Raw genomic sequence first — 11,939 nt, forward strand, 5'->3', positions numbered from 1 at the left:
GCCGGGTGGGGACCTCCCCGCCCGGCGGTGTCGTGTGTTTCCGGCCGGTCACTGCGGGTCGGACGACACCCAGGTTTCGGCACAGCGGCGGTCACGGATGGCTTGGATCGCGGGGGCCACCGACGGGGGCAGCAAGTCCGCGCTGTTCTGTGGATAGCGCACCTCGACCTTGGTGGAATCGGCAAATCGATAGGGCCGAGCCGCCACCAGGCCGGCGAATCGCTTACGCAACCGGGACATCTCGACGCGCACAGCGCCGACTCGAGACGGATCGTCATAGAGGTCGTCGGCGAGCTCGAGTGCGGACCGGCCAGTTGTATGGACCGCCAGGATCAACAGGATCTCAGCCAGCCGTGGTGAAATGTCGTGTTGCCAGTTGCCGAACTGCCCGGTCAGGCCGAGCCGCGGCGTCGCGCTGTCGCCCAGATCCAGCAGCACCTGCATCACCGCTTGCTCACCGTCGTGTTCGATCTGCCGGATCAGCCAACCCCCGGGCAGCGTCTCCACGTCGCAGAGTCCCAGCGCCGGCACCCAGACCTGGCCCGGTTCGATCAGCGGTGGCAGCAGGATGCGATTCTGCACAGGCAGCGAGTCCACCGCGGCCACCCAGCCGTTCGCGTCCACCGCAAGCGCCGGTGCGCTGATCCTGGACAGGATCGGTGCGGCAACCATCCGAAGACGGTTCAACGCCAGATCGTGTTGTTCACGTAGATTCGACTCTGCCAGTCGGGCAACGGCATCCACGAGCGCGATGGTGGTGGGATGTACCGTCGAGGCCGGACCGGTGACATCGATGACGCCAATTACCTTGCCGGTCCTGGGGTCTCGAATGGGCGCACCCGCGCAGGTCCATGGATGCTGATTGCGGTTGTAGTGCTCGGCGTAGAACGTCTGCACCGCGGTCTGTGACACCAGAGCGGTTCCCAATGCGTTGGTGCCGACCGAGGTCTCCGACCACTGCGCACCTTCGATGAATCCGAGGCGGTCGGCGTTGCGGAGCACCTTGGGGGAGCCTGCCCGGTACAGGACGGTGCCATCGGCGTCGGCCATCGCAAAGATGGTGTCGCCGTTGGCGAGAAGTGAGTTCAGGCCCCTGGTCACCTCATCGATGACCGGTGCCAGTCCGGAGGACTGCCGCAGCGCCTCCACGCGCGTGGACGCCGCAACCGGGGGATTGCGGCGGTCGGGACGCAGACCCTTGCTCATCAGCCGCCGCCAAGATTCCCAGATGACCGGGCGTGGTCGTGCGGGTGCCCGGTCGCCGGCCATGGTCGCGTCGTAGACAGCCGACATGAGGCGTGCGTACGTTCGTGGATCCTGACCCGCCGCTATCGACGGTTCTGGGTGAGCGAAACCGGATTTCATGGCTGACTGTGCTCTCCGTCATAGTGTAACAATGATCACCAGGGTACCCATACTGGCGTGCGGGAGGGTATGTCCGCACCCAAGTAACCTCATGTAACCCTTGCGGCACACGACCTCGGACCTGTGTGCTGGGTCACATGATTCCTACGACGCCGAGATCCTTGCCCCCGATAGCTCCCGTGCCGTCCCTGCTACGGAGCGGGGTGGACGGATGACTCAGATGATGGCAACCACCGCCGAGTCACGAACAGTCGAGCGGCCGTTGATGTACATCAACGGCCAATGGGTCCCGGCCCGCAGCGGCGCCACCTTCGAAACGCTGGACCCCAGCACCGGCCGCGTGATCACCGAGGTTCCCCGCGGGGACGGCGCAGATGTCGACGCGGCGGTCCGGGCCGCGGCCGATGTGGCCGTCGAGTGGCAGTTCACCGATGCGATCGCCAGGGCCGCGCTGCTGCGCAGGCTTGCCGAACTGGTGGCCGAGAACGCCGACGAACTCGCCAGGATCGAGTCCCTGGATTCCGGGCACTATCTGTCCAAGGCTCAGGAGCTGGTGGGGGCCATCCCGCTGTGGCTCGAGTACTGGGCCGGTGCCGCGGACAAGGTCGGCGGCCGAACCATCGCAGTTCCTGGCAACAAGCTCAGCTTCACCTTGCTGGAGCCGCTCGGGGTCACCGCGCACATCATCCCGTGGAACTACCCGCTGCTGATTCTTGCCCGGTCGATCGCCCCGGCGTTGGCCCTGGGCAACACCTGTGTCGTGAAGCCGGCCGAGGATACCTCCTTGTCTGCGTTGAAATTTGCCGAACTGGTGCATGCTGCTGGATTCCCGGATGGTGTGTTCAACATTGTGACGGGTTATGGCGCCGAAGCGGGTGCAGCGCTGGCTGCGCACACCGAGGTCCGGGGAATCACCTTCACCGGCTCCACCGAGACCGGACGCGAGATAGCAAGGCTCGGTGGCCAACACATCGCCCAGGTCAACCTGGAACTCGGTGGAAAGAGCCCGCTGGTGGTGTTTCCCGACGCGCCGCTGGAGGATGCGGTTGAAGTTGCGGTCCAGGGCTTCTGCTCGCGGGCCGGACAGGTGTGCGTCGCGGGAAGCCGGCTGTTTCTGCACGAGGACATCGCCGACGAGTTCCTCGAGATGCTGGTGGCCAGGCTCGCCACGGTCACAATCGGCGATCCGTTCGACGCCGGCACACAGGTCGGCCCGCTGGCGTCGAAGAAGCAGTACGACCGGGTCCGCGAGTACATCGAGATCGGAAAGCAGGAGGCGACACTGCTCTTTGGCGGCGAGGCGGCCCCGGCAGCCGACGGCGGCGGTTACTTCGTCTCACCCACGGTTTTTGTCGACGTCGCCAAGGACGCGCGCATCGCCCGGGAAGAGATCTTCGGCCCGGTGACCGCAGTCATCCGCTGGTCGTCCACCGACGACCTCATCGAGACCGTGAATGATTCGGAATACGGCCTCTTTGCCGTCCTGTGGTGCCAGGACATCACCGCTGCGCTCGACACCGCAAAGCGTCTCCAGGTGGGATCGGTCATGATCAACGACTGGTTCGGTGAACTGCCGATGACACCGCACGGCGGCCACAAGCAAAGTGGCACGGGACGTGAAGAAGGGCTCGAGGCCGTGCACGGCTACACCCAGACCAAACACATCGGGATCAACCTCGACCGATCGTTGGCGAAGACCACCGATTGGGCCGGCGCGCCACTGTGACAACCAGTTTCGGAATGCGAACAAAGCGGATTCGCGGTCGGGGACTGGTTCCCGCCACGGCCACAAAGGAGAGAAGATGAGCCAAGAGGACACACTTGCGAATGCTCCCTATGGAGCGCCGGCACTGGGTACGGATCGCCCGGATCAACCGCACTTCGAAACGGGACGGCCCCGCATGGGCGGCCTTGCCCGCCCAGTGACCTTCACTGCAGCGGAGACCAAGGTCATCGAGGCGATCGCCGATACCTTGATTCCGCCCGGCGGCGGGTTCCCAGCGCCCAGCGACATCGGTATCGCCAACTTCTTCGGTCGTTACCTCACGCCAACCGGATACCGGGCCAAGCACTTTCCGTACCTGGAGGAAGACGACCTCAAGCGGGCACTGGCCGCGCTCGGCGAGGGATTTGTCTCCGCCGGTGTCGAGGACCGCGAGCAGGAGATCCGGCGGATGGAGAAGGAGCAGGAAACACTCTTTGGTCAGATCCGCAGTCTGGTGTACTACGGCTACTACGCTGCCGACGCGGTAACCGCGGCGATCCAGCGTGAAATCCCGGCCGGGCGCGACTATCACGGTGCGCCACTGCCCTACGGCTATCTGCACTGCATTGAGGACTGGGATGACGAAACGCTCGCCACAGCGGGGCAGGGAGCCGGTTACGTCGCCACCGACAACGTGGTTCGGGTAGATCTCAGCAAACTGAGTTTTCTGCAAACGTCTCAGGACGAGGAGAGCAAACGATGAACATCAAAACGTCCGGATCCGATCACACCGACGTCCTGGTCATAGGCGCCGGGCCCGGCGGCGCAGGGGTGACCCTGAAGCTGGTGCAGCAGGGGTACAAGGTCACCTGTCTGGAGCAGGGACCCTGGGTCTCCTCGACCGATCACCCGCATTACCACCGCGAGTGGGAGATCGAGAAGCAACGTGGGTGGGCCTACGATCCGAACGTTCGTGGTCTGCCCGAGGACTATCCGGTCACCGGGTTCACCACGCCGTATCTGATGAACAACGTCGGCGGTAGCACGATGCATTACGCGGGCCATTGGCCGCGCTACAAGCCGGTGGACTTCCGCAAGGGCACCGAACATGGCCTCGAAGGCACGATCGACTGGCCGATCAGCTACGAGGATCTGGCGCCCTATTACGACGAAAACGACGCTATATATGGCATTTCGGGAATGGTAGGTGACCCGTCTTACCCGGATCGCTCCGGGGTCGACCGGGATCCGCCCGTCCTGCCGGGTAAGCTCGGCCGGAACTTCGCCAACGCGCTGGGCGGGCTCGGATGGCACTGGTGGCCGTCGGACAACGCCATCATCACCCGCCCTCGGGAGAACCGCGACGCCGATGTCGCCGCAGGTAACGAGCTCTCGGGTAGCCCCACCGGATCGCTGAGCACGCCGACACACACCCACTGGCCGTTTGCCATCGCACTCGGTGCCGACCTGCGGACCCATGCCCGGGTGGAGCAGATCACCACCAAGAACGGCAAAGCCACGGGGGCGACGTATATCGACACCCGTACCGGAAACCGGCACGAAGTGACTGCCGACATCGTGGTTGTCGCCGCCAGTGGCATCGGCACACCGCGACTGTTGCTGATGAGCGCCCAGAAGGGCCATCCGGATGGGCTTGCCAACAGCAATGGGTTGGTGGGCAAGTACTTGATGCACCACATCTTTGCGTTCTGCGATGCCTGGTTCGACAAGCCGATGGAGGGCTACAAGGGTGCCTTCGGCGCGCCGTTGTACTCGCACGAGTTCTACAACACCGATACCGACCGCGGATTTGTCAACGGCTTCGGCATGCAGGTCGCCCGAAGCTTCGGCGCAGCGTATTCCGCGATGGGCAGCCACACCGGCTACACCGCGCCGTGGGGATCGGACCACCGAAAGTTCTTCAACGAGCACTTCGGTAACCATCTGATGGTATTCATGTTCGGCGAAGACCTGCCTGTCGAAAGCAACTGCGTCACACTTGACCCCGATGTCAAGGATGCCAGTGGACTTCCTGCCGCACATGTGAACTGGGTTCCGCATGCCAACGACATCGCACTCGCCAACTTCGGTATCGACCGGATTTTCGATGCCGCACGAGCGCTCGGAGCTGTCGAGACCAACGACACCGGCGTCCTGAATCCACCCCCGGGCTGGCACCTGATGGGTACCTGCAGGATGGGCAACAATCCCCAGGACTCGGTGACGAACAAGTGGAACCAAACCTGGGATGTCCCGAATCTGTTTGTCGTCGACGGCAGTTCGCTGACCACCGGTGGCGCGGTCAATCCGACGTCCACGATCGGGGCGTTGGCGGTTCGGGCCGGCGACTACATCTCGAAGCGCTTCTCGGATATCGTCGACCAGCGCACGACGCCGAGTAACGCGGAGGCTCCGGCCATCTGAGCGGTTCCCGCCGCTCGCCTGCAAAGATCACTTGCACCATGAAGTGAAGTGCTCCCCGGAAGTTGGACACAGAGATTCAGTTCTCACTTCCGGGGAGCACTTTTTGCGCTTTGCGTTGCAGGGCCGACTGCCACCAGAGAGCCACTGACATCACACGGGTCTGAACGAATACGTATCAGGTCACAATCGCTCGGGCACGGAACTCGGCCGGGCGCCGGCCGACGCTTAGCTGTTGGGAATTCTTCGGTCCTATGAGATAGGGCACGCCAGCATTTGGCGCGGCTACACGCGTTTCCTGCGGGGGTCTTCGCTTCCGTACGCGTCGCGCGCGGGAGAGCTGGAGGCGGGTTCGATCCGCGTGTTCGAGTACATGCAAGCCACGTCGAGTGCGACCGTCGTCGCCTTCAACCAGGCCCGCAATTCGGTTATGCAGGAACGTGACTTGCGACGCGGCGAGATCGTCAAGGTTCTCGCTGGTTCGGTCGACGCGATGAACCTGCTGGAAGGTCTTGGCTACCGCGCCGACGACACCCACACTTCGGCTCCCGCGAATGTCTACACAGTACTGCGGTGATCTAGGGCAATGGTGCGTTCGAAGCGGTGCAAGCTCCTCGGTGCGGCTGGCCACTGTGCGCACGCGGCCGCGGTGAGGCCTGCCTCGTCATGGCTCAGTTCTGCGGGGGAGTCCGCCATGGCATGAATCGTAAGGCTGTACGGGCAGTTTGAACCCGTCACCCAGTCGACACTGCCCGCGACATTCATACCACTAGATCAGGCGTTCAGTGTTGCCGGGCGACCGAACCTTGAGGAACCTCAAAGGCCTGATCCCGGTGCGATACCGGGATCAGGCCTCGGGCTTCGGGCTTCCTAGATTGCGTGAATCATTGTGGCGCAGTGGGTTCTGTAGTTGAAGCGCCCGGGTTGATCCGCACGAGGTGGTCGGTCCCGCGCTTGACCGTCCAGCCCTGCTGCTCGCGGTCCCACTCGGAATCCGAGGATTCCATGGCTCGCAGATTTCGTTTGAGCACCTTGCCGGTCGGGGTTTTTGGCAGATCGCCGATGAATTCGAGATAGCGGGGCACGGAGAAGTAGGGGAGACGTTTGACGCAGTGCGCCAGAATCGCGACCGGGTCCGGAGACTCGGCGCCGTCGGCCGTCACGATGAAGGCCTTGATGTCATCCTCGCCTTCCTTTGCCGGTTTGGCGATCACCGCCGCGTCGGCGATGTCCGGGATCTCGGTGAGCGCCACCTCGATGTCGTAGGTCGTGACATTCTCGCCCTTGCGGCGAATGCGGTCGTTGAGCCGGTCGAGGAAGTAGTAGTACCCGTCGCTGTCCCGCCGCGCACCATCCCCGGTGTGGAACCACAGGTTTCGCCAGGCTTCGACGGTCCGCTCGGGCATCGCGTGGTAACCGAGGAAGGTGGTGAAGGGGTATCGGGGCCGGACCACGATCTCGCCGGCCTCGTCGTCGGGCACCGGCTCGTCGGTGTCAGGGTCGACGATGGCCACCTCGAACCAGGTGTCGAGCGCTTTGCCGCAGCTGCCGGGCCGGATCGGCTCGCCGGCGGGACGGTAGGTGGGCAGGCAGACCTCGGTCATGCCGTAGGCCTCGATGCAGACGGTGTCGAACCGCCGCTCGAAGTCCTCGGCGATCACCGAGGGCAGCGGAATGGTGACCATGCGTCGCACCCGGTGCTCGGTGTCCTGTGGCCGGGTGGGTCGGTCGAAGATGTACTGCGCCATCACACCGAGCAGGCTGGTGACGGTTGCCCCGCAGGCGCGCAGGTCGTCGAGCCAGCGGCTGGCGCTGAAGGCGTCGGCGAGCACCATCGAGGCTCCGGTCATCATGCACGGAAGTACCTGCATGAACTGCGCATTGGCGTGGAACAGCGGCAGGCAGATGTAATAGACGTCGTTGTCGACGATCTCGAGCTGCTCGACGACGTGCGCGGCAAAAGTGTGCATGTGTGCGTGGGGGACAACTACCCCCTTGGCGGGTCCGGTGGTCCCCGAGGTGTAGATGATCGCTGCCGGATCGCGGTAGGACACCGTGACGTCGGGCACCGCGGCGGAGGTGGTGTCGAGTTCTTCGATTGCCACCGTCGGCAATGTCAGTTCCGGGATGGCACCGCGCACCACCACCGTCTTCAATGTTTTCAGCTCGTCTGCAACATCATTGAGTGCCGGCGCGTACCGGTTGTCGATGATCGCGACAGTGGCGCCCGAGTTGTTGGCGGCGTGTGCCAGGCTCGCTCCGCGGTTGGCGGTATTGGACGGGACCTCCACACCACCAATGAGATTGATGGCGAACCAGCTGATCAGCAGGTCGATGGAGTTGTCCATGATCAGCAGTACTCGGTCGCCCTTGGTCACGCCCAGGGCGCTCAGTCCGGCGGCCCGGCGCTCGGTGAGCGCCAATGCTTCTGCATAGGTCAGCGATTCACCCGAGATCGTGCTGATGAAGGGTTTGTTCGGATATGCGGCCGCCGCGTCCCGCAGGAATCGCGGCAGGGTGAAGGTGAATCGGTCAGCCGGGGTGAAAGTGGCTGGTGCTGGGGCTTTTTGGTGGGCCGCGACGGGCCCGCTGTCGCCCGGCCGCGCTTCGGACAAGGTCATCTCGATCTCCTGAGCGTTCAATTGTGTGTCGAGCGTCCGGTCGGTCTACCAACTGTGACGTAGGCTACTATGGACTCTGGATCCAGGATTCGCAAGGCTAGATTTCGGCGCAGACCGCAGATTGGTGCTCACATGACTGAACCAACCGTCGCCCAACTCATCGTGGACCGGCTCCGGGCGCAAGGCGTTCAACGGATCTTCGGCCTGTGTGGTGGCCACATCCAGCCGTTGTGGGATGCGGCATCGCGGGCCGGCATCGAGATCGTCGATGTCCGCCACGAAGCCGCTGCCGTGTACATGGCGCACGCGACCGCAGACCTGTCGGGGGAGCTGAGCGTGGCCATGGTCACCGCCGGCCCCGGGCTCACCAATGCGGTCACCGCCATCGCAAACGCCTACGTGGGGCGCAGCCCGGTGCTTGTTATCTCCGGTCGTCCGCCACGCCTGCAGACCGGGATGGGCGCCATGCAGGACATCGCACAGAGCGAGATCGTCCGGCCCATCTGCCGTCTGGTCGAACAGGTTTCGGAGCGCCACCACGTCATCCCGAGGCTCGACAAGGCGATTGCGGCAGCGCTGGGCGGCGCAACTGGAGCCACCGGGCCCGCCTACATCGACTTCCCGACCGACCTCCTGGACGAGACGGTGCACGACGCCGACATTCCGGCGCTGGCGATGCAGCGCCGGTACCCGGCGTCGCCGACGGCCGATCCGGCGGCGCTCGCCCAGGCGGCGGAGCTGGTCGCAGCATCGTCGCGGATCGTTGTCATCGGCGGCCGGTCGGTCCGCACGGCGGCCCCCGAGGTGCGGCGATTCCTGGCAGCTACCCACGCGCTGTACCTCGACTCCGGGGAGAGCCGCGGGGTGATCCGTGACGATGTAGCGGGCTTTGTACCCGCCGTTCGCGGGCGCGCGATGAGCGAGGCCGACCTGGTGATCACGCTCGGGCGCCGGCTCGACTTCCAACTGGGCTACGGTTCACCGGCGGTGTTCTCGCCGGACGCGCGGTTCCTGCGGATCGGCACCTCGTTCGAGGAACTCGGTGAGAATCGCCGCGGTGATGTCGAAGTGCATGGTGCCACCGGCGCCGTGCTCGCCGCCCTGACCGAGGCCGGCGCCGCGCCTGAGGCCCCGGATCTGGATTGGGTGGCCGACATGGTGCGGGCCAACGCGGCGCGGGTGGGGAAACTGGCCACCAAGCTGTCCGCACCGGACCTGGACGCAGCCGGGCGGATGTCGCCGAATTTTGTGGTGGGTGCGGTCAACGATGTTCTCACCGACCGATCGATCGCGATCGCCGACGGTGGCGACATCCTGTCCTTCGCCCGGGTGGGTCTGAAGGCCGTCGACTATCTCGACTGCGGCGCGCTGGGTTGTCTGGGTGTCGGCGTCCCGTTTGCCATCGCCGCGGCCCTGCACCGGCCGCAGGAGCCGGTCATCGCAGTGATCGGCGACGGCAGTTTCGGCTTCACCGCCATGGAAGTGGACACCGCCGTCCGTCACGGTGCCCGAGTGGTTTTTGTGATCGTCAACAACGAGGCGTGGAACATCGAGCGCCATGATCAGGTCGACCGCTTCGACAACAATCTGGTGGGTGTGGAGCTCCCGGGCTGCCGTTACGACTTGCTCGCCCAGGGTCTCGGTGCCCACGGGGAACGAGTCGAGGATGCGGCCGACCTGCCGGCCGCTCTTGCCCGGGCGATCGAGAATGCACCTGCCGTGGTGGACGTCCTGGTCTCGCGTGAACCGCAGTCGGCCGACTATCTCGGAGGACTCGCCGCGGTACCGCCGCGGCAGGCCGTCGGACCCTGGAATACCGCCGAGTGTCAGCGTTACGCCCCTACCCGTACATAATCGATCGAGGATCCGCAGCACGACCCTGCCTGTCCACCCGCCTGCGAGGAGAGATGTCATGAGCCTTGGTCCTCAGCTCGGTGGCCGGACTTCGCACAGTTTCTCCGCGCTGGGTGCGCTGCCGCCCCGGGACAGCAGCGCGCTGGCCCGATCGGTCCGCGACCGGCTCAGGCTGGCGATCGTGCTGGAGGAGATCCCCGCCGGTGTCCGGCTGAATCAGGTCCAGGTGGCCGAGCAGCTCGGCGTCAGCCGGATGCCCGTGCGTGTCGCCACCTCGGACCTCATCGTCGAAGGCTTGTTGGAGCCACTACCCACCGGCGGAGTCGCGGTCAGGGTGCTGTCCAAACACGATGTCGAAGCGGCATACAAAGTGCGCGAGGCACTCGAGGCCCAAGCCGTCCGCGAAGTCGCCTTGTCTCGGCCCCAAGACGGACTTGCCGAGCTCTTTGCGATCCTCGAACGCCATCAGGCGCTGGGTGGGGTCAACAACACCGCAGAACTGCTGGAGCTGGATCGGGCCTTCCACGGCACCATCCTCGACGCGACCGGCAACCCCTATTTCAGCCGGGCGATGGTGCCGATGTGGTCGGTGGTGGAGCGCGGCATGGTGGCGATGCTCCGCACCCTCCCGGATCTGTTCGACACGGCCTGGAAAGAGCACCGCCGGATCGCCGAGGCTCTGTCCGCGGGTGACGCGGATCTGGCCGAGCGGTTGGCCAGAGAACATCTCCGAAACGCCGCGTCGGAGTTCATCAAGTCCGTTCAGGACGACTAGGCCGCAGCCTCCCGTCGCGGTTCGATGCTGCGGAGTTGGCCTCAGACCATTGGCAGGAGACCGCGATGTCGGAGTCCGATGAGTCCGATGGGGAAGTGGGTTCGCGCCGGCTCGCGATGCGTTCCGGAGTCATCGCGATGCTTCCCGTCCTCGTCGGGATCGCGCCCTTTGCCGCGGTGGTCGGTCTGGCCGGCACCCAGAACGGGTTCAGCGTCCTCGAGACGGTCGCTTTCACGATGTTGGCCTACACGGGCGCCGCCCAGATCGCCGCTCTGGATCTTGTCGGTCAGGGTGCGTCGGTGACTCTGGTGATCGTCACCGCGTTTGTCATCAATCTTCGGTTCATCGTCTACTCGGCGACCCTGGCGCCGATCTTCTCCGCATCCGGCTTCAAAGAGCGCGCGCTCGGTTCGTATCTGCTGGTCGACCATGCGGTGGGGCTCACCGCGAGTCGCACCAAATCAATGCCGCCCCGGAACGCGGTCGCCTTCTACACGGGGGCGTGCCTGGTCTTCTGGGTCACCTGGCAGCTGTGTGCGCTTGCCGGCTCATTTGCCGGCTCGTTACCCGATGCCGGGGTGATCGCCTTCGCCGTTCCGATTTCCTTTCTGGCACTGCTGGCGCCGCAACTCGTCGAGCGGCCAAAGGTTTTGGCGGCGGTGGTCGCAGCTGTGGTCGCGGTGGTGTGCGCCGATCTGCCGGCGAATCTCGGGATGATGCTCGGCACCGCTGCCGGAATCGCTGCCGGAGTGGCGTTCGGGTGGCGGGCCGCTGGATCGGAGTCGCAGGCATGAGCACGGCAACAATCTGGTTGATCATCGGTGCGACGGCCTTGAGTGGATTTGTGTTGAGGGCCGCTTTCATCCTCGTTCCGGTGCTGCCCCGAGATCTCCCGCCGCGCCTGCGTCTGGTGTTGGACATGGTGCCCGCCGCGGCTTTTGCGGCGTTGGTGGCCCCTGCGCTGTTTGTCGGTGACGGGGGCACTCTCGAGCTCATCTCACCGGCGACGATCGCCGGAGCCATTGTGCTGCTGGTGTCGTGGCGCTGGAAGAGTCTGGCGCTGAGCATCGTGTGCGGCCTGGCCGCCTACGCGTTGATCGACATCGTGCTGTAGCTGTCGCGGCGCTGAAAATCCTGCGCGGTCATCGCACCTTGGGTCGAGGCTCTTGACACGGCGGGGTAGCGTGGCCCACTGTGT

At 64.8% G+C, this 11,939-nt stretch carries 10 protein-coding genes; 8 read left to right on the forward strand and 2 right to left on the reverse strand.

Features of this window, described 5'->3' with window-relative positions; translation table 11 throughout:
• Positions 1-48: 48 nt before the first annotated feature.
• Positions 49-1,365 carry a GAF domain-containing protein gene (locus tag WBB07_RS12445; RefSeq protein WP_526308073.1) on the reverse strand — a complete coding sequence of 439 codons (1,317 nt, stop codon included), beginning with the start codon at positions 1,363-1,365 and terminating at the stop codon, positions 49-51.
• 211 nt (positions 1,366-1,576) lie between these two features.
• Here WBB07_RS12445 and WBB07_RS12450 point away from each other — a divergent pair, with 211 nt between their 5' ends.
• The 4 genes from WBB07_RS12450 (at position 1,577) to WBB07_RS12465 (ending at position 6,068) form a co-directional block, all read left to right on the forward strand.
• Positions 1,577-3,091, forward strand: a complete 1,515-nt coding sequence (locus WBB07_RS12450; protein ID WP_526308075.1) for an aldehyde dehydrogenase family protein — start codon at positions 1,577-1,579, stop codon at positions 3,089-3,091.
• 76 nt (positions 3,092-3,167) lie between these two features.
• Entirely contained in the window at positions 3,168-3,833 is a 666-nt protein-coding gene (locus WBB07_RS12455; RefSeq protein WP_526308077.1) for a gluconate 2-dehydrogenase subunit 3 family protein, read from the forward strand.
• Entirely contained in the window at positions 3,830-5,494 is a 1,665-nt protein-coding gene (locus WBB07_RS12460) for a GMC family oxidoreductase (RefSeq protein ID WP_526308079.1), read from the forward strand. Before WBB07_RS12455 ends, WBB07_RS12460 begins: the two co-directional genes overlap by 4 nt.
• Positions 5,495-5,726: 232 nt before the next feature.
• A complete protein-coding gene (locus tag WBB07_RS12465) occupies positions 5,727-6,068 on the forward strand; it encodes a hypothetical protein (protein WP_526308081.1) in 342 nt (113 codons plus the stop codon).
• Between the two features lie 307 nt (positions 6,069-6,375).
• On the opposite strand, the gene WBB07_RS12470 is transcribed toward WBB07_RS12465, so the two are convergent.
• A complete protein-coding gene (locus WBB07_RS12470) occupies positions 6,376-8,112 on the reverse strand; it encodes an AMP-binding protein (protein ID WP_526308083.1) in 1,737 nt (578 codons plus the stop codon).
• Positions 8,113-8,244: 132 nt separating this feature from the next.
• On the opposite strand from WBB07_RS12470, the gene WBB07_RS12475 reads away from it, so the two are divergent.
• From WBB07_RS12475 to WBB07_RS12490, 4 genes are all read left to right on the forward strand, one after another.
• Complete coding sequence (locus WBB07_RS12475) at positions 8,245-9,966, forward strand: 2-hydroxyacyl-CoA lyase (protein WP_526308085.1); 1,722 nt, start codon at positions 8,245-8,247, stop codon at positions 9,964-9,966.
• Positions 9,967-10,024: 58 nt separating this feature from the next.
• Positions 10,025-10,741 carry a GntR family transcriptional regulator gene (locus WBB07_RS12480; RefSeq protein WP_526308087.1) on the forward strand — a complete coding sequence of 239 codons (717 nt, stop codon included), beginning with the start codon at positions 10,025-10,027 and terminating at the stop codon, positions 10,739-10,741.
• Positions 10,742-10,806: 65 nt separating this feature from the next.
• The gene (locus WBB07_RS12485; protein ID WP_526308089.1) at positions 10,807-11,535 is read left to right on the forward strand and encodes an AzlC family ABC transporter permease; all 729 of its coding nucleotides are present in this window, start codon (positions 10,807-10,809) and stop codon (positions 11,533-11,535) included.
• Positions 11,532-11,855 carry an AzlD domain-containing protein gene (locus WBB07_RS12490; RefSeq protein ID WP_526308091.1) on the forward strand — a complete coding sequence of 108 codons (324 nt, stop codon included), beginning with the start codon at positions 11,532-11,534 and terminating at the stop codon, positions 11,853-11,855. The genes WBB07_RS12485 and WBB07_RS12490 overlap by 4 nt, the downstream gene beginning before the upstream one ends.
• The last annotated feature ends 84 nt before the right edge of the window (positions 11,856-11,939 follow it).

It is taken from the genome of Mycobacterium sp. (assembly GCF_049647605.1).
Lineage (GTDB): Bacteria > Actinomycetota > Actinomycetes > Mycobacteriales > Mycobacteriaceae > Mycobacterium.

What these genes read in the sequence shown, in the direction of transcription:
- WBB07_RS12450 (WP_526308075.1), top strand. Translation starts at nt 1,577, where the DNA reads ATGACTCAGATGATGGCAACCACCGCCGAGTCACGAACAGTCGAGCGG.
- WBB07_RS12475 (WP_526308085.1), top strand. Translation starts at nt 8,245, where the DNA reads ATGACTGAACCAACCGTCGCCCAACTCATCGTGGACCGGCTCCGGGCG.
- WBB07_RS12470 (WP_526308083.1), bottom strand. Translation starts at nt 8,112, where the DNA reads ATGACCTTGTCCGAAGCGCGGCCGGGCGACAGCGGGCCCGTCGCGGCC.
- WBB07_RS12445 (WP_526308073.1), bottom strand. Translation starts at nt 1,365, where the DNA reads ATGAAATCCGGTTTCGCTCACCCAGAACCGTCGATAGCGGCGGGTCAG.
- WBB07_RS12490 (WP_526308091.1), top strand. Translation starts at nt 11,532, where the DNA reads ATGAGCACGGCAACAATCTGGTTGATCATCGGTGCGACGGCCTTGAGT.
- WBB07_RS12480 (WP_526308087.1), top strand. Translation starts at nt 10,025, where the DNA reads ATGAGCCTTGGTCCTCAGCTCGGTGGCCGGACTTCGCACAGTTTCTCC.
- WBB07_RS12460 (WP_526308079.1), top strand. Translation starts at nt 3,830, where the DNA reads ATGAACATCAAAACGTCCGGATCCGATCACACCGACGTCCTGGTCATA.
- WBB07_RS12485 (WP_526308089.1), top strand. Translation starts at nt 10,807, where the DNA reads ATGTCGGAGTCCGATGAGTCCGATGGGGAAGTGGGTTCGCGCCGGCTC.
- WBB07_RS12455 (WP_526308077.1), top strand. Translation starts at nt 3,168, where the DNA reads ATGAGCCAAGAGGACACACTTGCGAATGCTCCCTATGGAGCGCCGGCA.